The sequence below is a fragment of the Maritimimonas sp. 2210JD6-3 genome (assembly GCF_056591795.1).
The window spans coordinates 38,282-62,430 of sequence record NZ_JBWQOJ010000009.1; the positions used below are offsets into that span (position 1 = coordinate 38,282).

A 24,149-nucleotide genomic window follows, 5' to 3' on the forward strand; every position below is an offset into this window, starting at 1 on the left:
TCAATCAGTTTTTCTTTTTGTAAAAGGTATCATCATAGGTGTTTTCTTCATATATGCTAAATATTTAGATGTAAAAATTTCCTTTAAATCTTTTTCTTCATATAGAGCTCCAATGAAGAAATACAAAGTCAAAAGAACAGCGAATACTAAATGTGTTGTTGACATCACTGGTGTAAACCATAGTCCCATAATGCCACCTAAGTACAACGGGTGCCTTGTATATTTATAAAACGAAACCACTTTAAATTCTAATTCAGTATATGGTTTATTTAATAGTTCTAAATAGGTTTGTCGCAGACCAAATAAATCAAAATGATTGATTAGAAAAGTACTTACAAACAAAATTACCCAACCTAAAAAAAATAAAACGTACATAGTATAAAATAGAATACTTCCTTCTTGAATTGTCCATATGTTACCACCAATTGGTTCCCAGTTCCATATAAGAACAAAGAGCAAAATACCCGCTTGTAGTACATAAGTACTTCTTTCTACGGGTCTCGGAAGAACTTTAGTAATCCAATTTTTAAATGATTTCCTAGCCATTACGCTATGCGGTACAGCAAAAAGTAATACAAGTGCAAGATTTTTTAAAAGCGCATAATAAAATGGAACTTCAGGATTTCTGTCGATTGATATTTCTGGAACTAAATGACTTATCGATAAAATCCAAAATAATAGAGAAGCAAAACCAATACAATAACAGATAATTGAGTAGACGAACATGAATAGCTTTTTCATAATATTTAGTTGAATTAATAATGACTCAAAATTCAATTAAATAAGTGACTACAAGTTTACTGAGCAGTCCTAAAAATATTCTCTAAAGCTCAAAAGTAACCTATGAACTAGCATTTAGTTTTCTAAACTTATTTGGGGGGAACTTGTATTTTTCTTTAAAGACTCGAATAAAATGAGATGTATTCTTAAATCCGCTATCATAACAAATTTCATTAATGTTCAATTGGGTATTGATGAGTAGCATCTTACTGTAGGTAAGTCTTCTATTAATGAGCCACTTTGATGGTGAGGTTTCAAAAGACTTTCTGAAATCTCTCTTAAAACTTGAAAGACTTCGCCCCGATAGTTTTGCAAAAGCTTCGATTGGAAGATCATATTGAAAGTTAGCATTCATAATATTTTCAATACTAACCTTCTTTTGATTTGAGATCTCGAGCAATAAATTTTTAAATGCGCTATTGTTTTTATTAAGGGTGATATTGTAAATCAATTCTTTGAATTTTAGCTCCACAAGTTCAGCTGGAATAACTTCATTCATTGTCAGATATTGAAAAATACTCTGTATTAAAATCTGAAACGAATTGTTGGTCTTAATTTTTAATATGCCATCTCCTGTAACTTCGTCTTGAGAAGCTCTTGATGTTAAATGATTTTGCAAAGTAAATTTTCTGATGAACTCATCATTCATAAAAAAGAGCATAACACAATAGTCTTCTTCAAGATATTGCTTTGTAGCATACACCCCTTTTTTAACAAATAGTGTATCACCTGCAGTAAGACTATAGGTTTGTTTAGGAGTTATCCAATCTTTACGACCACTAATAACGTATGTGATTAAGTGAGATTTAGTCCATAGTTGAAATTTTTCAACATTTAATGGACATTTATATTCTACCAAAAGAAAGTCATTTCCAATATGCTTATTAAATTTGGGATGCTTTTTGAAAAAATCATATACATCTATAGTCATAATCTCTCGAAAATATTCTAGTTCAATATATGTATATAAACTGTTGAATTCAATATCATATTTTTCTATTTCAATTATATTTATAGCAGTGTTAGACTAAATTGAAATTATTACAATGTTAAGCTATGCGGAGTTGTAATTCCGTTTAACAAGTGATAAGCGAAGTTCGAAGAAAATTCATTAAGAAGCAAACTAAATTATATTAGAAAGGTTTTTGTTTTTTAAAACCCAAACTCCATAAAAACCTAGCAAGAGTTCAGCAAAGGTTCCAAAAAGATAACCAAAATTTGGTGTGCCATCTAAAACTAAACTTATAAGCCTCCCAAAATCAAGTCCGAACATAAAAATAATGTTAGAAATGATCGTTGCCTTCCAATATGTAGCTTTGAAAATTCCAAGAATCCATAAAACGGAAATTCCAAGATATAACCCCATAATGGCTTTAAAGAAATTGTGTTCATCTATGGTATTGGGGTGAAATCCAAATTTTAAATCAGGATCAAAACCGTATAAAAAGCAATAGGAATTACAATAACAACAGAAATGATTAAATGAATTTTAGTAATAAAATCATTTTTAGTTTTTATCATATGATTTTACTAGAAAGTAACTTCTACTTCTACTTCATTATTGTCTCTATCAACAACAACCTTCGCAGTATTTCCTTTTTCAAAAGTGGATAGTGCTTTCATATAATCCATCATGTTTTTTATTTCACTATCACCTATTTGAATTACGATATCACCTTTTTGTAATCCTGCTTTTTGGGCGGGTTTGTCTTCACTTATTCCGTCAATACGCATACCAACGCCGTCAAATAAATAATCGGGTATAACACCTAGACCAACTTTAAAACGTGGCGTAGATTCACTTTCATTTTTTGTTTTTCTAAAGGCTAATTTGCCATTATCATCCAGATCAGCGATGATCGTATAAATGTAGTTGGCAATAGTTTCCATACCTTTATAATTCAGTTTATCTGAATCATCAGATGGTTTATGGTAATCTTCATGTTGCCCAGTAAAAAAATGCAATACAGGTATATCTGCATTGTAAAAACTGGTGTGATCACTAGGCCCAACTCCCGATTCTTTTTGTATCAGTTTAAAATTGTCATTATTGGCTTTTAAAGTTTGCTTTAAAATTGGTGAAGTTCCAGTACCATACACAGCCAAGGTACTATCCGCTTTTAACCTACCTACCATATCCATGTTAATCATATAATTTACTTTTTTAAGATCTATGGTTGGGTTCTTTACAAAATAATTCGATCCCAAAAGCCCCATTTCTTCACCTGAAAAAGCAATAAATAAATAATTATTATTTGTATTGCCTTTTAGTAATTTTTTTGCAAGGTTTAGCATGACAGCAATGCCACTTGCATTATCATCTGCGCCATTATGAATAGCCGCAATGGAGTCTCGGTATAAAGAACCATCACCACCTAATCCTAAATGATCATAATGCGCTCCGATGATAATCGTCTTCTCTGCCTTATTATCGACATAGCCAAGCACGTTCCTACCTATAATAGAGCCATCTTCTTTGGTGTCAAATTTTATAGCTTCATGTGGGTGCGTTTTCGGTTTAAAACTAAAATCTTGATAAAACCCATCAGTACCTTTCACCACTATACCTAGTTCATTTAAGCGATTGGCAATATATTCAGCAGCTTTCTTTTCTCCTTCCGTTCCTGTGGCTCTTCCTTCTAAACTGTCATCTGCTAAAAAAGAAACATCTTCTTGCATTGAAATATCTTTTATTGTTTTTTCTTTTTTACAGGAAGCGATAAAAATAAAAAGAATAAAAGGAATGATTCTGTACATGAGTTCTTGTATTTTTGTGCAAATTTAGTCAAATAACATGAGGCAATTCTATATTTTTCTATTGGTATTAGTAGTAGTAAGTTGTAAAAAGGATAAGGTTGAAAAAACTGATGTAAAACAAGATTCAACGAAAGTTGTCATACAAAAAGATAGCTTACTCTATCCTGAAGAAGTACATTTTAAATCGATTCGTCAAGTAACATTTGGTGGTGATAATGCAGAGGCGTATTGGAGTTTTGATGATAAACAGATGATATTTCAGAGCAATAATAAAAATTGGGGTGTTAACTGTGATCAGATGTTTTTAATGAATGTAGATGAAACCTTTAAAAATAGTATTCCGCCAATGATCAGCACTGGAAAAGGACGTACAACCTGTGCGTATTTTTTACCCGATAATACACATTTTGTCTATGGATCAACACATTTAGCGCAAGATAAATGTCCTGATGCTCCATTACGAAAAAATGGCAAATATGTGTGGCCAATTTATGATAGCTACGACATTTTTGTAGCCGATTTAGAAGGAAATATCACTGCACAATTAACCAATGAAAAAGGCTATGATGCAGAAGCTACAGTATCACCAAAGGGTGATAAAATAGTGTTTACATCAACAAGAAGTGGCGATTTAGAATTATATACTATGAACATAGATGGTTCTGATGTAAAGCAAATCACCAATGAGTTGGGTTATGATGGAGGTGCTTTTTTTTCACCTGATGGTACAAAGTTAATTTTCCGTTCTTCTAGACCAAAAACAGAAGAAGAAATAAAAGCGTATAAAGATTTATTAACACAAGGCTTGGTAGAGCCAACAGAGATGGAATTATACATCTGTAATGCCGATGGTTCTGATATGAAACAGCTAACTGATTTAGGAAATGCGAACTGGAGTCCGTTTTTTCACCCTTCAGGTGAGAAAATATTATTTTCATCAAACTTTGAAGCTGAGCGCGGATTTCCTTTCAATCTGTATATGATAGATATCGATGGTAAAAACCTCAAGCGTATTACGCATGGAGAGACATTTGACGCCTTTCCTGTATTTTCTAACGATGGTAAATACTTAGCATTTTCTTCGAATCGCAATAATGGAGGCGGTAGAGATACTAATTTGTTTATTGCCGAGTGGCAAGACTAATGGTCTAATTAAAAATTGTAATTTAGAAGCTGTATCTATAGATGCAGCTTTTTTATGTACCAAACTTAAAATTATTACAATGAAAACAATGTCAAGATTGTTGCTTTTATTTTTAATAGCAGTCGGAATACATGCTTTTTCACAAGAAAAAGATACTACTGTAGAAAACATTATAAAGGAAGCAAATGAAAACTCACAGCTAGAGCGTTTGGGTCACGAATTATTAGATGTTATAGGGCCTAGGTTAGTAGGAACACCTGAAATGAAGCAAGCGCATGATTGGGCGGTAGAAACGTATAAAAAATGGGATGTCAGTGCCAGAAATGAAAAATGGGGAGAATGGCGAGGATGGCAGCGCGGTATTACACATATAGATATGGTACACCCTCGAAAAAGAACCTTAACAGGAATGCAATTAGCTTGGAATCCTAGTACTAGTAGTAAGGGTGTTACAGCCGAATTAATAACCTTACCTATGGTTAAAGATTCTTTAGAGTTTGCCAAATGGTTACCTAGCGTAAAAGGAAAGTTTGTAATGATTTCAATGAATCAACCAACGGGAAGACCCGATTATAATTGGGAAGAGTTTGCTACAGAAAAGTCATTTAAAAAAATGAAGGATGCTCGTGATGTACAAACAAAAGCATGGCGAGAGAATATGCGAAATACAGGTTATGGTAGAAGAACATTAAATGCAGCATTAGAAGAAGCAGGTGCCGTAGGTATTGTTTCATCAAATTGGTCTAGAGGTTTTGGTGTAAGTAAAATATTTAGCGCTCGTACTAAGAAAATTCCAGCAGTAGATCTTGAGTTAGAAGATTATAGTATGTTGTATAGAATGGTGGAGTATGGAGATAAACCTAAAATTAAGATTGTTGCAGAATCTAAAGAGTTAGGAGTAGTGCCTACATTTAATACCATTGCAGAAATTAAAGGTTCCGAAAAACCCGATGAGTATGTAATATTATCGGCACATTTCGATTCTTGGGATGGCGGAACAGGAGCTACAGATAATGGAACAGGAACTTTGGTGATGATGGAAGCTATGCGAATCTTAAAAAAAGTGTATCCTAATCCAAAGAGAACCATCTTGGTAGGACTTTGGGGAAGTGAAGAGCAAGGGTTAAATGGTTCAAGAGCTTTTGTAGAAGATCATCCTGAAATTGTAAAAAATGTACAAGCATTATTTAATCAGGATAATGGAACGGGTAGAGTTGTAAACCTGTCAGGGCAAGGATTTTTACATGCCTATGATTATTTAGGAAGATGGTTAGAGGCAGTGCCTAAAGAAATTCGAGATGAAATAAAAACCACTTTTCCAGGCACGCCAGGCGGTGGAGGTTCTGATTATGCTTCTTTTGTAGCCGCAGGTGCGCCGGCATTTTCATTGAGTTCGTTAAGTTGGTCTTATTGGAACTATACATGGCATACCAATAGAGATACGTATGATAAAATTGTTTTTGATGATGTACGAAACAATGCAATACTCACAGCAATCTTAGCGTATAAAGCATCTGAAGACCCAGAAAGAACGTCTGCAGAAAAAAGTAAATTACATATAAACCCTAGAACAGGTAAGCAAAGAGAGTGGCCTACACAACGATCTCCTAATAGACGAGGAGGATTAGACTAAAAAACAAAAAGCTTCGCAATTTTGCGAAGCTTTTTTATTAAAAAATAATGTCTTCTAAGATAATGAAAATGAATCTTTTACTTTATCTAAATAGTCCAGTTTTTCCCATGTAAATAGTTCCACATCTAAAGTCTTAGTAGTTCCGTCTGGTTGCGTAAATGTTTTAGACACGGTTTCGTTTTTGCGCCCCATATGTCCATAAGCGGCTGTTTCGCTATACATTGGCTGGCGTAATTTTAAACGCTCTTCAATAGCATGAGGGCGCATGTCAAAGATTTCAGATACTTTTTTAGCAATTTCTCCATCAGATAGATCAACTTTAGAAGTTCCATAGGTGTCAACGAAAATACCCATAGGTTCTACCACGCCAATGGCATAAGATACTTGTACCAATATTTCGTCAGCAACACCAGCTGCGACTAAATTCTTGGCAATATGACGGGTAGCATATGCCGCACTTCGATCTACCTTGCTCGGATCTTTACCCGAAAAAGCACCACCGCCATGGGCACCTTTACCACCATACGTGTCCACAATTATTTTTCTTCCAGTTAAACCAGTATCACCATGAGGGCCACCAATTACAAATTTCCCCGTTGGATTAATATGATATTTGATGTCATCGTTAAACAAGGCTCGAATTTCTGGAGAAAGTTGTTGCTTTACTCTTGGAATTAAAATCGCTACAATATCTTTTCTAATTTTTGCCAACATAGTATCATCAGAAGCAAAATCATCATGTTGCGTTGATACTACAATAGCATCAATTCGCTGAGGGACATTATCGTCTGAATATTCTATAGTTACTTGACTTTTAGCATCAGGACGTAAATATGCGATAAGCTCATTTTCTCTTCGTAAAACAGCCAATTCTTTCAAAATTAGATGAGAAAGATCTAATGCTAAAGGCATATAGTTTACTGTTTCATTCGTGGCATAGCCAAACATCATTCCTTGATCACCTGCACCTTGTTCTTCTTTAGATGCTCTATCAACACCTCTATTAATATCATCCGATTGTTCATGAATTGCAGAAAGTACCCCACAAGAATTCCCATCAAACATATATTCACCTTTAGTATAACCAATTTTATTGATCACATCTCTAGCAATTTTTTGAACATCTAAATAAGTTTTAGACTTTACCTCTCCGGCCAATACTACTTGCCCCGTTGTAACCAAAGTTTCACATGCAACTTTAGATTCAGGGTCAAAAGCTAAAAAGTTATCAATGAGCGCATCAGAAATCTGATCTGCAACTTTATCAGGATGGCCTTCTGAAACAGACTCAGAAGTAAATAAATAAGACATATATTATGCTTTTATAATTTTAAAAAACTGATTGATTGGTCGCTAAAAGGAGTAGATTATTACTGCTTTAGCATTTTTTATGTGAGGTTGCAATCAGTTCAAATTTTTCCTCGAAATCGGCTACAAATGTACAGATTAAATTTATATGATTAAAAGATAAAAATAAAATAACATCAAAAAAATTAGGATATTAAATATTTATGACTGAATATTTGCACTCACAAAGTTCAATTACTTACTTGAAATGTTATCAAGAAAGGTGGAGGGATTAGACCCTTTGAAACCTTAGCAACCCTTTGTCAACCAAAGAAGGTGCTAAATTCTACTCCGAATTAATTTCGGGATAGATAACAAAATGAAAATTACACATGTAGTTTTTGTAAAAATTCTTTTTAACATTTTTCTATTAAGTACGCTTATAAAAGCGCATTTTGACTTTTGGTTTAATTATGTATTAACTCAAAAAAATTAGAAAAATGAGTACACAAAAATTCGCAACCAATGCGTTGCACGCAGGACACGATGTAAAGCAAACATCTGGGACAAGAGCGGTTCCCATTTATCAAACGACTTCGTATGTTTTTAATGATGCTGAACATGCAGCAAATCTCTTTTCACTAAAGGAACTAGGGTTTATCTATACCAGATTAAACAATCCTACCAACCAAATCTTACAAGATCGTTTAGCTACATTAGAAGGAGGTATTGGTGCTGTTGTTTTTGCCTCAGGTACAGCTGCTATTTCAACAGGTTTATTAACCTTGTTGAAAGCTGGCGACCATATTGTAGCTTCGAGTAGTTTATACGGAGGTACTTATAATTTATTAAATGTTACGTTGCCCAGACTGGGTATTACAACAACATTTGTAGATGCTTCTAATCCTGAAAATTTTGCCGATGCCGTGCAAGAGAATACGAGAGCTTTCTTTGTTGAATCTTTAGGAAACCCTAAATTAGATGTATTAGATTTAGAAGAAATCTCTAAGCATGCTAAATCGGCTAGAGTTCCTTTTATTGTTGATAATACGGTGGCAACTCCTGCTTTGTTAAATCCGATAGAGCATGGTGCAAATATTGTGATCCATTCTTTAACAAAGTACATAGGTGGTCAAGGAAATTCATTAGGAGGCGTAATTGTAGATGCTGGTACTTTTGATTGGTCTAGTGGTAAATTTCCTGAATTTACCGAACCATCAGCAGGTTATCACGGATTAATTTATCATGAAGCTCTAGGGGCTGCTTCTTATACTTTTAAATTAATTATTGAAGGATTACGTGATTTTGGCGGAGCGCTAAGCCCTACCAATGCATTTAATATTATTCAAGGGTTAGAAACATTAGAAGTAAGAATTAAAAGGCATAGTGAAAATGCGTTAGAATTGGCAAAATGGTTACAACAACAAGATGAAGTGACCTGGGTAAACTATCCAGGATTAGAAAGTAGTAAATACAAATCATTATCAGATAAATATTTACCTAAAGGGCAAAGTGGTATAGTTACATTTGGAGCAAAAGGAGGTTATGAAGCTGCTAAAAAGATTGCTGATGAAACACAATTATTTTCTTTACTGGCGAATATCGGAGATACAAAATCATTAATTATCCATCCTGCCAGTACAACACATCAACAATTGTCTGAAGCACAACAAAATGATGCTGGAGTTTCTCAAGATTTGATTCGTTTGTCGGTAGGATTAGAAAATATTGAAGATTTAAAAGCTGATCTAAAGGCAGTATTTTCTAAAATTTCTAGTGAAGTGATCGCTTAAATAAGTCAAGTTTGAAACGCAATTTATTCCATATTAATATTGATTATATCACTGAGAGCAATGTTCAATTCGAAAATCTCCAATTAAGTCATCAGCTTTTTGGAAAAGAACTAGGCACAGCTCCAGTGGTATTAATTAATCATGCCTTAACAGGAAATAGTAACGTGACTGGTGAAGGTGGATGGTGGAAAGATCTTATAGGAAAGGGCAAAGTAATAGATACAACGCAGTACACTATTTTATCTTTTAACATTCCAGGCAATGGTTATGATGGTTATGTAATAGACGATTACAAAAGCTTTGTTGCAAGAGATGTAGCAAAGATATTTTTATTAGGCTTAGAAAAATTAAAAATTTCTCAGTTGTTTGCGATAATCGGAGGTTCTTTGGGAGGTGGAATAGCTTGGGAAATGGCTGTATTACATCCTACTATAACAAAACATTTAATTCCGATTGCTACAGACTGGAAATCTACAGATTGGCTAATTGCTAATTGTCAAATTCAAGAGCAGTTTCTGTTAAATTCAAAAAACCCTGTACATGATGCTCGTATGCATGCGATGTTGTGCTATCGAACACCAGAATCATTTAAAGAAAGATTTCAAAGATCTCGTAATGAAGAGTTAGAAATTTTTAATGTAGAAAGTTGGCTCTTGCATCACGGTAAAAAATTGCAGGAACGCTTTCAATTGTCAGCGTATAAATTAATGAATCAATTGTTAAAGACGATTGATGTTACAAGGGGTGTTGAGAAAGGTGTGAAAATATTAGATGCCATAGAGGCAAACATACATATTATTGGTGTTGATTCTGATTTATTTTTTACGGCAGAAGAGAATAGAGAGACGCAAAAGCAGCTTGCTTTAGCCAATGATAATGTTACCTATAATGAAATTAATTCGGTACATGGGCATGATGCTTTTTTAATAGAATATGAACAACTAGAGAAAATTATTGAACCTATTTTCAATAAAAATGTAAAGAACAGAAGAATGAAGGTTTTAAAATTTGGAGGAAAATCATTGTCTAACGGCGGAATTAATAATGTGATCTCTATTATTGAGGATAAAATTAATGAAGGTGAATATATCACGGTAGTTGTGTCTGCAAGAGGTACTGCTACTGATGAATTAGAAACAATTTTAAATAGAGCTGCTAATAATCAGACATACTTAGAACAATTAGAGTCATTTAGAAGAGAGCAAACATTATTAACACCTTTACTCGATTTTTCTACCGAGTTTTCTCGCTTAGAAAAATTATTTGAAGGGGTGCGTTTGCTGGGAGATTTCAGTACAAAAATCAAAGATGAAGTATTAGCACAAGGAGAATTGTTATCTATAAAAACAATAAGTGAGTTATTACGCCAAAAAGGAATAAATGCAAAGGCAACAGATGCCAGAACCTTATTAAAGACAGATGAAAATTTTGGGAATGCGCAGCCTATTTTTGAGGTTTCAAAAGAGAATATTAAAAGGCATTTTAAAAAATTTAACAGCACAACTGTTAATATTGTTTCAGGGTTTATAGCATCTAATTTAAAGAATGAAACTACTACACTAGGTAGAAACGGCAGTAATTATACAGCTTCACTACTTGCCAATTATTTAGATGCAGAAGAACTACAGAATTACACCCATGTAGATGGTATTTATACTGCAAACCCTGATTTGGTTGCCGACGCAAAAAAGATTAAAGAATTGTCTTTTTCTGAAGCTAATGAATTAGCCAATTTTGGAGCAACTATTTTACACGCCAAAACCATTATTCCTTTATTAGAAAAGAATATTAATTTAAGAATTCTCAATACGTTTAATCCAAATGATGAAGGAACACTAATTACTTCTGAGCCAAAAAACAAGGGGATTAAATCAATTTCCCTACAAGATAATGTGGTATTGATAAATTTTGAAGGAAGAGGTTTATTAGGAAAAGTAGGAGTTGATGCCAGAATTTTCAGAGCATTAAGCGCTCAAAATATTAATGTAAGTATTATTTCTCAAGGTTCTTCAGAAAGAGGTATAGGGCTTGTAGTTAAAGAAGAAGAAGCAACAAAAGCTGTAGTAGCTTTAGAAAAAGAATTTGAGAATGATTTTTATACAAAAGACGTTAATAAAATTTCAATCATAGATAATGTAGCTGTGATCTCAATCATAGGATTGGATTTGAGTAAATTCCATTTATCCTACAATGCCTTGATAAAAAACCAAATAGTTCCTCTATTATTCAACAATACAATTACGGGTAAGAATGTAAGCTTGGTGGTAAAGAAAAAAGAATTGCATAAAGCATTAAATGTAATTCACGGACAAGTTTTTGGTATTGCTAAAAAAGTAAACATTACCATTTTCGGAAAAGGATTAGTAGGAGGTACGTTAATAAATCAGATTGTTGAAAATGCACAATCTATTTTAGAAAGGAGAAAAATTCAACTGAATATTTTTGCTATTGCTAACTCTAAAAAAGTAGTATTAACTAAAGAAGGAATAACTTCAAATTGGGAAAAGAGCCTTGAAAAAGATGGAAAAGAAAAAAATAATGTAAATGAAGTTATTGAATTTGCAAAGCTGCACCATTTAGAAAATTTAATAGCTATAGATAACACTGCTAGTTCAGATTTTGTTCAAAATTATATTCGGTTGATTGAAGCAGGTTTTGACCTCGTTTCATCCAATAAAATAGCGAATACCTTATCGCATACGTTTTATAAAGAATTACGCGAAAAACTAGCCAAAAATAAAAGAACGTATTTATATGAAACAAACGTGGGCGCAGGCTTACCTTTAATAGATACCATACGTTTATTACATGAGTCAGGTGAAAATATAACCAGAATTAGAGGAGTGTTTTCAGGCACTTTGAGCTATATTTTTAATCGCTTTTCAGCGGATGATATTCCATTTTCACAAGCATTGCAAGAAGCTATTGATAAAGGATACACAGAGCCAGACCCTAGAGAAGATTTAAATGGAAATGATGTCGCTAGAAAATTATTGATTTTGGCAAGAGAATTAGACTTAGAAAATGAATTTGAAGATATTACTATTGAAAATTTAATTCCAGAAGAATTAAGAAGTATTTCATCAGAATCGTTTCTTAAAAATTTAGATAAGATGAACAATTATTACAGAATTAGAAAAGAGTCTTTGAAAAAAGATCAGGTATTAAGATATATTGGTGATTTGTCTGGCGATTTATCTCAATCTAAAGGAAACTTAGAGGTAAAACTAGTGTCTGTATCTAAAGATTCTCCATTAGGTTCTTTAAAAGGATCAGATGCAATTTTTGAAATTTTCACAGAGTCATACGGAGAACAACCAATTGTTATTCAAGGAGCGGGAGCGGGATCAAAGGTAACCGCTAGAGGTGTGTTTGGTGATATATTACGATTAGCAAAAAATTATAGTTAAAGATGAGCAAATATTTTGAAACACAGGCAATAAAAACACAAACTGAGCGCACACAGTTTTCTGAGCATTCAACACCTCTATATTTAACTTCAAGTTTCGTGTTTGAAGATGCAGAAGATATGCGAGCTTCTTTTGCCGAAGAAAAAGAACGCAACCTATATAGTAGATTTTCAAATCCTAATACTACAGAATTTGTAAACAAAATTGTAGCTATGGAAGGTGCCGAAGCAGGTTATGCGTTTGCCACAGGAATGGCTGCTGTATTTTCAACTTTTGGAGCTTTATTAAATGCTGGTGATCATATTGTCTCATGTAGATCTGTTTTTGGTTCTACACATTCTTTATTTACGAAGTTTTTACCAAAATGGAATATTAATACGAGTTATTTTAAAGTTAATGAGATTGATAAGATTGAAAGTCAGATTCAGCCTAATACAAAAATACTATATGCAGAAACGCCTACAAATCCTGCAGTTGACATTTTAGATCTAGAATTATTGGGAGAAATTGCTAAAAAACACAATTTATTATTGATTATAGATAATTGTTTTGCAACTCCTTATCTTCAAAATCCTATACAGTTTGGTGCTGACTTGGTAATTCATTCGGCCACAAAATTAATAGATGGGCAAGGTAGAGTGTTAGGTGGTGCGGTAGTAGGTAATACAGAGCTTATTCGAGAAATCTATTTATTTTCGAGAAATACAGGACCTGCGATGTCTCCATTTAATGCATGGGTATTATCAAAAAGTTTAGAAACTTTAGCTATTAGAGTTGAAAAACATTGTGAAAACGCCTTGAAAGTAGCAGAATTTTTAGAAGAACATTCAAAGGTGAATTTTGTGAAGTATCCATTTTTAAAATCACATCCACAATATCAGATTGCAAAAAAGCAAATGAAACTAGGTGGAAATGTTGTGGCTTTTGAAATTAAAGGAGGTATTGAAGCAGGACGTACATTTCTAAATGCAATTAAAATGTGCTCTTTATCTGCTAACTTAGGAGATACAAGAACTATTGTTACACATCCTGCATCAACTACGCATAGTAAACTAAGTGAAGAAGATCGTTTAGAAGTTGGTATTACCGATGGTTTGGTAAGAATTTCTGTTGGATTAGAACATATAGAAGATATTATTAACGATTTAAAAAATGCATTGAACAAAATATAATGTTATTTTTGTTTAATGCTTTCGAAGAAAACAAAATATGGACTTAAGGCGTTGGCTTTTATTGCTCGTGAAGAACGAGGTACTCCCGTTCCCATTGGTGAAATTGCAGAAAGTGAAAATATATCGCATAAGTTTTTAGAAAGCATTTTGTTAACACTTCGTAAATCAGGTTTTTTGGGATCAAAAAAAGGAAAAGGTGGAGGTGTGTACCTTATTAAGAATCCTGAGGATATTCGAATGGTAGATGTCATACGAATTTTAGAAGGGCCTATTGCTTTAGTGCCCTGTGTGAGTCTCAATTTTTATGAAAAATGCGATGACTGTCCAGATGAGGAAAAGTGCTCTATAAATAAACTAATGATCCAAGTTCGAGATAATACGTTACAGGTTTTACGTAATAATACCTTGAAAGATCTAATAAAATAAATTAACAATTTTTTAGTTAAAAATGCTTGTACATATCATATAAATATATACATTTGCAATTAAATCCTAGTAATCCGATAGGATAATTATAATTTATGATAATAGATTCAATTATAACATCAAAAGAGAAAAGCGTTAAGAAGACTTATGCTTCAGAAGAGCAAGTAAAAAGGAGCCTATTAAAAACAATAAGTTGGAGAATAATAGGCACTTTAGACACCATCATTATTTCTTGGATAATAACAGGTACTTTGAGGTTGGCATTTTCTATTGGATTAATAGAGCTAGTTACTAAAATGGTACTGTACTTTTTTCATGAAAGAGCATGGAATAAAATAAAATGGGGAAAATGAATTTAGATAAAATAAATACAGAACTAAGAGATAAATCTCCTGAAGAAATAATTAATTGGGCTTTAGAGAAGGCAAATGCTCCAGTGATTACAACAAACTTTAGACCTTATGAAGTCGCAATTTTGCATGCCACTACTAAGGTAGCTCCTACTATAAAAGTTATTTGGTGTGATACGGGTTACAATACCCCACAAACCTATAAACATGCCGAAGAATTAATAGATAGATTAAGCTTAAATATAAAGTTATATGTACCTAAACAAACTGCCGCACATAGAGATGTAATTTTAGGAATTCCAGATATAAATAATCCCAAGCATAAAATTTTTACAGAGCAGGTAAAGCTAGAACCTTTTAGAAGAGCTATGAAAGAGCATAAACCAGATGTATGGTTCACAAATTTAAGAAAAGGGCAAACGGCGTTTAGAGATAGTATAGACATTGTGTCTAAAGGAGCAGATGGGGTGTTGAAAGTGAGTCCTTTCTATTATTATTCAGATATTGAACTAGATGCATATTTAGAAGAAAACAAGTTGCCAAATGAGTTCAAATATTTCGATCCAACAAAACAATTAGCAAATAGAGAGTGTGGTTTACATGCTTAAATGATAAAGAATTATGAGTAGTACAAGACATATAAATCCATTAGAAAACGAAGCGATCTATATTATTAGAGAAGTGGCAGCGCAATTTGAAAAGCCTGTCTTATTATTCTCTGGAGGTAAAGATTCTATAACCTTGGTTAGACTAGCGCAAAAGGCATTTTACCCTGCAAAGATCCCGTTTCCGTTATTACATATAGATACTGGGCATAATTTTCCAGAAACATTAAAATTTAGAGATCAGTTAGTTAAGCAATTGGGTTTAGAACTCATCGTAAGAAATGTTCAAGACTCGATAGACCAAGGTAAAGTAAAAGAGGAATCAGGTAAATACGCGAGTAGAAATACTTTACAAACAACGACCTTGTTAGACGCGATAGAAGAATTTAAGTTTGATGCTTGTATCGGAGGAGCTCGACGCGATGAAGAAAAAGCAAGAGCTAAAGAACGTATCTTTTCTGTGAGAGATGATTTCGGACAATGGGACGAGAAAAATCAACGTCCAGAATTATTCGATATGTTAAATGGGCAAATAGAGCATGGGCAGAATGTAAGAGTATTCCCTATTTCAAATTGGACCGAACTGGATGTATGGTCTTATATAGAAAGAGAACAGATTGAAATTCCACCAATTTATTTTGCTCATAAAAGAGAAACTTTTATTAGAGATGGTATGATATGGTCTAGTAATGATGAGGTAGTTTTTAGAGAAGAAGATGAGGTTGTAGAAGAACGATTAGTGCGCTTTAGAACCGTTGGGGATATGAGTTGTACTGCCGCAGTACTTTCTGAAGCCACAGACATAAGTACAGTGGTTGCAGAGATAAGAGCATCAACAATTTCTGAAAGAGGCGCAAGAATAGACGATAAGCGCTCTGAAGCAGCCATGGAAAAAAGAAAACAACAAGGATATTTTTAAATAAAGAAGAGTAATTAGAAAGTATGGAAGTTTTAAAAATAGCAACAGCGGGAAGTGTTGATGACGGTAAAAGTACCCTTATTGGGAGATTATTATATGATACCAAATCATTAACGAATGATAAGTTAGAAGCCATAGAAAAAACCAGTAAACAAAAAGGATATGATTATTTAGACTTTTCTTTGGCTACAGATGGTCTAGTGGCTGAAAGAGAACAAGGTATAACTATAGATGTAGCACATATATATTTTTCGACTAATACAAAGAGTTACATTATTGCTGATACACCAGGGCATATTGAATATACAAGAAATATGGTTACGGGGGCTTCTACATCTCAAGCAGCTATAATATTGATCGATGCCAGAAAAGGCGTTATAGAACAAACAAATAGACACTTTTTTATCAATAACTTGCTGAGAATAAAAGATGTTATTGTTGCGATTAATAAGATGGATTTGGTTGATTATTCTGAAGAGCGATATAACGAAATTAAATCAGATTTCGAAAAGTTAATTAGTAAGCGAGATTATCAAGATCAGCGAATTACATTTATTCCAGTGAGTGCCTTAAAAGGAGACAATATTGTAAATACGTCTGATAATATGCCGTGGTATCAAGGTAAAACAGTTCTTCATCATTTAGAATTGCTAGATAATAAAGATATTTATAATAGAGGAACACCGAGATTTCCAGTGCAGTATGTTGTGAGACCAAAAACCGATTATTTTCACGATTTTCGAGGATATGCAGGGAAAGTTTATGGAGGAGAACTTTCTATAGGAGATGAAATAGTCGTATTACCATCGCAGAAAAAATCTAGAATTAAAGAGATTTATTTTTATGATAAGAAATATGAAACAGCGGCAAGACGATCTTCTGTTACCATTACTCTAGAAGATGATATAAACGTAAGTAGAGGAGACATGATCGTAAAAGAAAATGATCTTCCCAAAATTGAAAAACAATTCACCGCAACCATTTCTTGGATGGACTCCAACGAGTTAAAACAAGGAAATAAATATATTGTTCAGCATGGTGTCAATAAAGTTTTGGCTAAAGTAGCTATAATACATCATAAAATAAATCCAGATTATTCAGGTCTAGATGATGGAATTGATGCGTTAACTATGAATGATATTGCTTCTGTAACGTTTAAACTGAATAAACCCATCTTTTATGATGCTTTTAAAAGCCATAGAACAAATGGTTCATTTATTCTAATAGACTCACTCTCAAATAATACCGTAGGAGCAGGTTTTATTAAGTAAAATAATTTTTTCATTAAATAAATGTAAAGTCTTAAATTTTAATCCTACTAATTCTATAGGAATAATATATTAAAATATGCAAAGTTTTAGAACAGAAATAGAAAATCCCGTAGTAGAAAAAGACATTATCGAATTAGAAAAAAAGATTCGATTGTTTAAAGAAGGGCAAATTGACGAAGAACGCTTTCGAAGCCTTCGTTTAGCACGTGGGGTGTATGGTCAAAGACAAGCGGGTGTTCAAATGATTCGCATAAAATTACCTTATGGTAAGGTCTTAAGCAAACAATTGAGAAGAATCGCTGATGTTTCTGATGAATATTCTAGAGGGCGTTTACATATTACTACCAGACAAGATATTCAAATTCATTATGTTGATCTAGACCGAACTCCAGAACTCTGGGCAGAGCTAGAAAAAGATGATGTTACCTTAAGGGAAGCCTGCGGTAACACAGTGCGTAATGTTACGGCATCAGAAACCGCTGGTATTGACATTAATGAACCTTTTGATGTTTCTCCATATGCCGATGCTTTGTTTAAATTCTTTTTACGAAATCCGATATGTCAAGAAATGGGTAGAAAGTTTAAGGTTTCGTTTTCAGCTACTAATGAAGATACAGGATTATCTTACATACACGATCTAGGGTTTATTGCTAAAATAAATGACGGTGTACGAGGATTTAAAGTTATGCTGGGTGGTGGTTTGGGTTCTCAACCACGCCATGCAGATGTATTGTACGAATTTTTGCCGTCTAATAAAATTATTCCTTTAATGGAAGGAGTGTTGCGTATTTTCGATCGTCATGGTGAACGTAAAAGCAGAGCAAAAGCAAGATTAAAATTTTTAATTAAAGATATAGGTTTAGAAGAATTTAAATCTTTAGTAGAAAATGAACAAAACGCAATCGCTCTAAAATCTGTACCGATTGATTTAAAAAGCTATCCAGTTTCTATACCTGTAAACGTTGAAGCTCCATTAGTTAAATTGAAAGATCAAGCTGCTTTTGAGAAATGGAAATCAACAAATATAATAGAGCAGAAACAAGAAGGCTATGTTGCAATTGGGGTAAAGGTTTTATTAGGCGATTTCTATACTGATAAAGCAAGATTATTAGCAGATGTAGTAGAAAAATATGCAGCAGGAGAGATTCGATTAACATTACGTCAAAATATTTTAATTCCATTTGTTAAAAAAGAATTACTCCCATTTTTCTATCAAGAACTTAAAAAGTTGGGATTTGCTGAAGTGGGTTATAATAAAGCTGTCGATATAACGGCTTGCCCAGGCACAGACACTTGTAATTTAGGAATTGCTAGTAGTACTGGTATAGCCGAAGAATTAGAACGTGTTATCAAAACTGAATATCCACATTACTTAAACAACCCTGATTTAGTTATAAAAATTAGTGGCTGTATGAATGCCTGTGGGCAACATAACATGGCAAATATTGGTTTTCAGGGAATGTCAATTCGCACTAAAGACAAGTTGGTAGCACCAGCACTGCAGGTATTGTTAGGGGGAGGAAATCTAGGAAACGGAAATGGTCATTTTGCTGATAAAGTAGTGAAAATACCAAGCAGGCGAGGACCAGAAGCGTTACGAAGAATCTTAAATGACTATGAGAAAAATACAAATAAAATATCATTTTTAGAGTACTATATCAATAAAGGTGAAAGGTATTTTTATGATATGCTTACCGACCTTTCAGATGTTGAGAATCTTACTGAAGACGACTTTATAGATTGGGGGAATAATGAAAAATATGTAAAGGCTATAGGTATAGGTGAATGTGCTGGAGTTTTAGTTGACCTTGTGGCGACCTTATTTTTAGAAAGTGAAGAGAAGATAATAAATGCAAAAGAAGCATATGGTAATGAAGTCTATTCAAATGCAATCTATCATGCGTACAGTGCTATGGTGAATTCAGCAAAAGCATTGTTATTATCTCAAAATTTAAAAACAAATACACAAGCAGGTATTATCAAACAATTTGAAGAGCATTTTGTTAAAACAAAAAAAATAGAACTAGGAAATTCTTTCGCTGATATAGTGTATCAAATAAAAGTAAATGTACCAACTAAAGAATTTGCTAAAGCATATATAAATAATGCGCAGGAGTTTTTAAATGTTGTACAAGAATATAGAGCGTTAGAGTTAACAAATTAATAGTAAAAAAATGAAAAAGATACCCAAATTGTCTGTAGTAGGAGCAGGTCCAGGAGATCCCGATTTAATTACTGTTAAAGCATTAAAAGTATTGTCATCTGCCGATGTCGTATTGTATGATGCGCTTATTAATAAGGAGCTCCTGAAGTATGTTCGGCCAGCGGCTGAACTCATTTTTGTAGGAAAACGAAAAGGATGTTATGCCTATCAACAAAACCAAATTAACGAATTGATAGTTAGTAGAGCTAAAACAGATGGGCATGTGGTACGTTTAAAGGGAGGTGACCCTTTTGTATTTGGAAGAGGAGCCGAAGAAATGGAATATGCAGCTAAGCATCAAATAAAAACAGAAATAGTTCCAGGAATTTCCTCGGCACTATCCGTTCCAGCCCATCAAAATATCCCTTTAACGAAAAGAGGAATTTCAGAAAGTTTTTGGGTCATAACAGGTACTACAAAAGAACATAAAATTTCTGATGATATAAAATTAGCCGCTCAATCTACAGCAACAGTTGTGATATTAATGGGTATGAGTAAATTATCAGAAATAATAAATGAATTCAAGTTTAATGGTAAAGAGGATGTACCTGTAGCCATTATTCAAAACGGAACATTGCCAGAGGAGAAAATTGGTATCGGAACAGTAGATTCTATCCTAGAAATTGTAGAAGAAAAAAAGTTGAGTAACCCTGCGATAATAATTGTTGGTGAAGTAGTAAATCATCACTTAGAACTACAAAAAATTAGTAAAGAAGTAAGATTAAATCAATTGGTATGTTAAGAAAAAATAAAAACGAGTTATATCCTATCTTTCTAAAAGTATCTCAACTAAATGTGTTGATCGTTGGTGGAGGAAATGTGGCGTTAGAAAAGTTATCCTTTTTGTTGAAATCAAGTCCAAATGCTAAGGTTGCGCTTATCGCATTAGATTTTTCAGAAGAAGTAGTAGCATTGGCAAGAAAACATAATATTGTTTATATGCAAAGACCTTATTCAAGCAATATTTTACACAAACAGCATTTGGTAATTGCGGCAACAAATAATAACGAGGTTAATAAACAAATATATAATGATGCTAAGAATAAACAATTATTGGTTAATGTAGCTGATACTCCTGATTTATGTGATTTTTATCTTGGCGGAATTGTAACAAAAGGTAATATAAAGGTTGCCATTTCTACTAATGGTAAATCACCAACCATGGCAAAACGATTACGACAGTTTTTTGAAGCAGTACTACCAGAAGAAATAGATGATTTGGTTACAAACCTTAATGAATTTAGAAAGACTATTAAAGGCGATTTTAATCAGAAAGTAAATACGTTAAATAAAATAACAGAAAGTTTAGTAAAGTAAAAAAATGATACAAACAGATATAGTAATAATAGGAGCTGGTCCCACTGGATTGTTCACCGTTTTTGAAGCAGGATTATTAAAGCTTAAGTGCCATTTAATTGACGCATTGGCACAACCTGGTGGACAGTGTTCAGAAATTTATCCTAAAAAACCGATTTATGACATTCCTGGTTTTCCTGAGATTTTAGCAGGAGATCTAACCAAGAATTTATTAGAACAAGGAAAACAATTTGAACCAGGGTTTACATTGGGAGAACGTGCTGAAACTATTGAAAAATTAGAAGACGGGTCGTTTATTGTTACTACAAATAAAGGAACAAAACATCATGCTCCTATAGTGGCAATTGCTGGTGGTTTGGGATCTTTTGAGCCTAGAAAACCACAGCTAGAAAATTTAAGTTTCTTTGAAGAAAATGGAGTCGATTATATTATTAAAGATCCAGAAAAGTATAGAAATAAAAAAGTGGTAATTGCTGGTGGAGGTGACTCAGCGTTAGATTGGAGTATCTTTTTGGCAAATATAGCTTCAGAAGTTACGTTAATTCATAGGCGAAACGAATTTAGAGGAGCTTTAGATTCTGTAGAAAAAGTTAGAGAACTAAAATTATTAGGTAAAATTAATCTAATCACACCTGCTGAGGTTGTAGCGCTAAAAGGAGAACATCGTTTAAATGCGATTTTAGTTGAAAAAGAAGGAAAACAACAATTTATAGAGACAGATCATTTTGTGCCACTTTTCGGATTGTCTCCAAAGCTGGGCCCAATTGCAGATTGGGGCTTAGAAATAGAGAAGAATGCCATTAAGGTAGATACTTTTGATTATCAAACTAATATTCCAGGCATATTTGCAATTGGAGATGTAAATACGTATCCAGGAAAATTAAAGCTGATTTTATGTGGTTTTCATGAAGCTACGTTAATGTGCCAATCGGCATATAAAATTATCCATCCCGATAAAAAGTATGTGTTAAAATATACAACAGTTAGTGGTATTAATGGTTTCGATGGTTCGCGCAAAGAAGCTCCAAAAGCAGTGGTACAGGCCATCAGTTGATATAGAATTTGTCTAACGTTAATATTTTTATAAAAGAAAGAAATGATGTAATACATAAGGTAGTTGCTTCGACAGATATGGCAGAGGTCTATAAAGCTTATAAACTTTCCGTTGAAGGAACTTGTGGAAGTATGGCGATGTGTGCTTCATGTTAATGCTATGTAATTTTCAATCATCATTTGCCTGAAAAATTAGATGAAGAAAAAACAATACTTTTAGAAGCGCTTAATGATGAAAAAAATAGTAGATTAGGATGTCAGATTCAGATATTGGAAGCATTAGAAGGTTTAGAAATAGAATTGGCACTAGAATCTTAAAAATTTATGAATAGTATTGAAAGACCAACAGTTGTAAAGAGTTTACCTATTTGCCTAAAGGATACAATCGAAATCTTTACAAAGAAATTATTTTATGCGTTGTTCGATAAAACATTTTACAAAGAGCATATAAATTCAATAGAAGAGTTATTCAATAAAATTTCCCAAAAGTTAGAAATTAACGATGCTAACACTTTATGGAAAACGTATCAGAAAAAATTTAAAACCATTAGAAGAAAATTAGATCTAGATGCTATTGCTTTTGAACAATCAGATCCGGCCTGTAAGAGTTTAGAAGAGGTATATTTAGCATATCCTGGCTTTCATGCTATTGCAGTGTATCGATTAAGTCATGAACTCTATACGTTAGATGTACCAATTATACCGCGTATGATGAGCGAATATGCACATGGTTTAACGGGTACCGATATTCATCCAGGAGCTACGATTGGAGATTCTTTTTTTATAGATCATGCAACTGGTATCGTTATTGGTGAAACGGCTGTAATTCATAATAATGTAAAAATTTATCAAGGTGTTACACTCGGAGGATTGCAAGTAAAAAAGAGTTTAGCAGCTACAAAAAGACATCCTACTATAGAAGATAATGTTACGATATATGCAAATGCTACCATTTTAGGAGGTACTGTTACTATAGGAGCCAATAGTATAGTCGGAGCTAATGTTTGTGTAACCGAATCCATTCCAGAAAATTCAATTCTAACGTATGAAAAAGAGTTTAGTATTAGAAAAAGAAATAATAGGTAGCAGTATTACCGATCAAATAGGTAATACGCCACTTATTGAAGCCAAGAACCTTATTTCAAAAGAAGGCGTTCGGTTGTTCTTAAAGTTAGAAGGACACAATCCAGGAGGTAGTGTTAAAGATCGCCCAGCGTTTAATATGATAAATGAAGCACTAAAGAGAGGTGATATTAAAAAAGGAGATACTTTGGTGGAAGCTACTAGTGGTAATACAGGAATAGCGCTGGCTTTTATAGCTCGAAATTTAGGACTAAATATGGTGTTGCTTATGCCAGAAAATTCAACTGAAGAGCGTGTTAAAACAATGCGTGCTTATGGAGCTGAAGTAGTACTTACACCATCAGATATAGGTATTGAAGGATCTAGGGATATGGCTTTTAAATTAAGAGATGAAAAAGGATTTATAGTATTAAATCAGTTTGAAAATGATGATAATTGGAAAGCACATTATAAAACCACTGGTCCAGAAATTTGGAGAGATACTCAAGGACAAATAACGCATTTTGTTTCGGCTATGGGAACTACAGGCACCATTACAGGAGTTTCAAAATATTTAAAGAGAAAGAACTCTAACATTACTATTGTTGGAGCACAACCCACAGAAGGTTCGAGAATACCAGGAATACGTAAATGGTCGCCTGCATATGTTCCAAAAATATTTGATAGCTCTAATGTTGACAAAATTTTAGAAGTAAGTGCTATAGAAGCAAAGTTAATATCTCAGCAATTGGCAACCAAAGAAGGTGTTTTTGCCGGGATGAGTAGTGGTGGTGCTGTTGCCTGTGCATTAGAAATAGCTAAGAAAATAAATCATGGTAATATTGTTGTAATTATTTGCGATAGAGGAGATCGTTATCTCTCATCAGATTTGTTCCTTTAAATATTTGTTTTTTATACTATGATATAAAAAATTAATTGTGTTACTTTGCATTGTTCATTAATATAT

21 protein-coding genes, 1 pseudogene and 1 riboswitch are annotated in these 24,149 nt (G+C 33.3%); of the genes and pseudogenes, 17 read left to right on the forward strand and 5 right to left on the reverse strand.

The window, feature by feature from the left end:
- From AC1EUY_RS06100 to AC1EUY_RS06115, 4 genes are all read right to left on the reverse strand, one after another.
- Entirely contained in the window at window positions 1–741 is a 741-nt protein-coding gene (locus AC1EUY_RS06100; protein WP_480194625.1) for a methyltransferase family protein, read from the reverse strand.
- 100 nt (window positions 742–841) lie between these two features.
- Entirely contained in the window at window positions 842–1,711 is an 870-nt protein-coding gene (locus AC1EUY_RS06105) for a helix-turn-helix domain-containing protein (protein ID WP_480194626.1), read from the reverse strand.
- Window positions 1,712–1,903: 192 nt separating this feature from the next.
- A complete protein-coding gene (locus AC1EUY_RS06110) occupies window positions 1,904–2,146 on the reverse strand; it encodes a DUF4345 domain-containing protein (RefSeq protein ID WP_480194627.1) in 243 nt (80 codons plus the stop codon).
- 164 nt (window positions 2,147–2,310) lie between these two features.
- Complete coding sequence (locus AC1EUY_RS06115; protein ID WP_480194628.1) at window positions 2,311–3,537, reverse strand: M28 family peptidase; 1,227 nt, start codon at window positions 3,535–3,537, stop codon at window positions 2,311–2,313.
- 37 nt (window positions 3,538–3,574) lie between these two features.
- Between AC1EUY_RS06115 and AC1EUY_RS06120 the strand changes: the two genes are divergently transcribed.
- Together AC1EUY_RS06120 and AC1EUY_RS06125 are read left to right on the forward strand one after the other, a co-directional pair.
- Window positions 3,575–4,681: a TolB family protein gene (locus AC1EUY_RS06120; protein WP_480194629.1), complete on the forward strand. Its 1,107-nt coding sequence runs from the start codon at window positions 3,575–3,577 to the stop codon at window positions 4,679–4,681.
- Window positions 4,682–4,760: 79 nt separating this feature from the next.
- A complete protein-coding gene (locus AC1EUY_RS06125; RefSeq protein ID WP_480194630.1) occupies window positions 4,761–6,314 on the forward strand; it encodes a M20/M25/M40 family metallo-hydrolase in 1,554 nt (517 codons plus the stop codon).
- 54 nt (window positions 6,315–6,368) lie between these two features.
- Here the strand turns inward: AC1EUY_RS06125 and metK are convergent, their stop codons facing one another.
- Window positions 6,369–7,625 (reverse strand): methionine adenosyltransferase, encoded by a 1,257-nt coding sequence (metK, locus tag AC1EUY_RS06130; protein ID WP_480194631.1) that lies wholly within the window; start codon window positions 7,623–7,625, stop codon window positions 6,369–6,371.
- Window positions 7,626–7,869: 244 nt separating this feature from the next.
- A riboswitch (SAM riboswitch) is annotated at window positions 7,870–7,979 on the forward strand.
- A 122-nt stretch (window positions 7,980–8,101) separates the two neighbouring features.
- Between metK and AC1EUY_RS06135 the strand changes: the two genes are divergently transcribed.
- From AC1EUY_RS06135 to cysM, 15 genes and pseudogenes are all read left to right on the forward strand, one after another.
- Window positions 8,102–9,394 carry an O-acetylhomoserine aminocarboxypropyltransferase/cysteine synthase family protein gene (locus AC1EUY_RS06135; protein ID WP_480194632.1) on the forward strand — a complete coding sequence of 431 codons (1,293 nt, stop codon included), beginning with the start codon at window positions 8,102–8,104 and terminating at the stop codon, window positions 9,392–9,394.
- Between the two features lie 11 nt (window positions 9,395–9,405).
- The gene (thrA, locus tag AC1EUY_RS06140; protein ID WP_480194633.1) at window positions 9,406–12,804 is read left to right on the forward strand and encodes a bifunctional aspartate kinase/homoserine dehydrogenase I; all 3,399 of its coding nucleotides are present in this window, start codon (window positions 9,406–9,408) and stop codon (window positions 12,802–12,804) included.
- 2 nt (window positions 12,805–12,806) lie between these two features.
- A complete protein-coding gene (locus AC1EUY_RS06145; RefSeq protein ID WP_480194634.1) occupies window positions 12,807–13,976 on the forward strand; it encodes an O-succinylhomoserine sulfhydrylase in 1,170 nt (389 codons plus the stop codon).
- A 15-nt stretch (window positions 13,977–13,991) separates the two neighbouring features.
- Entirely contained in the window at window positions 13,992–14,402 is a 411-nt protein-coding gene (locus AC1EUY_RS06150; RefSeq protein ID WP_480194635.1) for an RrF2 family transcriptional regulator, read from the forward strand.
- Window positions 14,403–14,497: 95 nt separating this feature from the next.
- Window positions 14,498–14,755: a DUF2061 domain-containing protein gene (locus AC1EUY_RS06155; protein WP_480194636.1), complete on the forward strand. Its 258-nt coding sequence runs from the start codon at window positions 14,498–14,500 to the stop codon at window positions 14,753–14,755.
- Entirely contained in the window at window positions 14,752–15,360 is a 609-nt protein-coding gene (locus AC1EUY_RS06160; protein WP_480194637.1) for a phosphoadenosine phosphosulfate reductase domain-containing protein, read from the forward strand. Before AC1EUY_RS06155 ends, AC1EUY_RS06160 begins: the two co-directional genes overlap by 4 nt.
- Before the next feature lie 13 nt (window positions 15,361–15,373).
- Entirely contained in the window at window positions 15,374–16,276 is a 903-nt protein-coding gene (gene cysD / locus AC1EUY_RS06165) for a sulfate adenylyltransferase subunit CysD (RefSeq protein ID WP_480194638.1), read from the forward strand.
- Window positions 16,277–16,299: 23 nt separating this feature from the next.
- On the forward strand, window positions 16,300–17,547 hold the full coding sequence (locus AC1EUY_RS06170; RefSeq protein ID WP_480194639.1) for a sulfate adenylyltransferase subunit 1: 1,248 nt from the start codon (window positions 16,300–16,302) through the stop codon (window positions 17,545–17,547).
- A 76-nt stretch (window positions 17,548–17,623) separates the two neighbouring features.
- Window positions 17,624–19,711 carry a HEPN domain-containing protein gene (locus AC1EUY_RS06175; protein ID WP_480194640.1) on the forward strand — a complete coding sequence of 696 codons (2,088 nt, stop codon included), beginning with the start codon at window positions 17,624–17,626 and terminating at the stop codon, window positions 19,709–19,711.
- 10 nt (window positions 19,712–19,721) lie between these two features.
- Window positions 19,722–20,492 carry a uroporphyrinogen-III C-methyltransferase gene (cobA, locus tag AC1EUY_RS06180; RefSeq protein WP_480194641.1) on the forward strand — a complete coding sequence of 257 codons (771 nt, stop codon included), beginning with the start codon at window positions 19,722–19,724 and terminating at the stop codon, window positions 20,490–20,492.
- Window positions 20,486–21,067 (forward strand): precorrin-2 dehydrogenase/sirohydrochlorin ferrochelatase family protein, encoded by a 582-nt coding sequence (locus AC1EUY_RS06185; protein WP_480194642.1) that lies wholly within the window; start codon window positions 20,486–20,488, stop codon window positions 21,065–21,067. Before cobA ends, AC1EUY_RS06185 begins: the two co-directional genes overlap by 7 nt.
- A 4-nt stretch (window positions 21,068–21,071) precedes the next feature.
- On the forward strand, window positions 21,072–22,121 hold the full coding sequence (locus AC1EUY_RS06190; protein ID WP_480194643.1) for an NAD(P)/FAD-dependent oxidoreductase: 1,050 nt from the start codon (window positions 21,072–21,074) through the stop codon (window positions 22,119–22,121).
- Between the two features lie 8 nt (window positions 22,122–22,129).
- Window positions 22,130–22,438, forward strand: a pseudogene (locus AC1EUY_RS06195) (2Fe-2S iron-sulfur cluster-binding family protein).
- A gap of 6 nt (window positions 22,439–22,444) precedes the next feature.
- A complete protein-coding gene (gene epsC / locus AC1EUY_RS06200) occupies window positions 22,445–23,206 on the forward strand; it encodes a serine O-acetyltransferase EpsC (RefSeq protein WP_480194644.1) in 762 nt (253 codons plus the stop codon).
- Entirely contained in the window at window positions 23,166–24,083 is a 918-nt protein-coding gene (gene cysM, locus AC1EUY_RS06205) for a cysteine synthase CysM (protein WP_480194645.1), read from the forward strand. The genes epsC and cysM overlap by 41 nt, the downstream gene beginning before the upstream one ends.
- The last annotated feature ends 66 nt before the right edge of the window (window positions 24,084–24,149 follow it).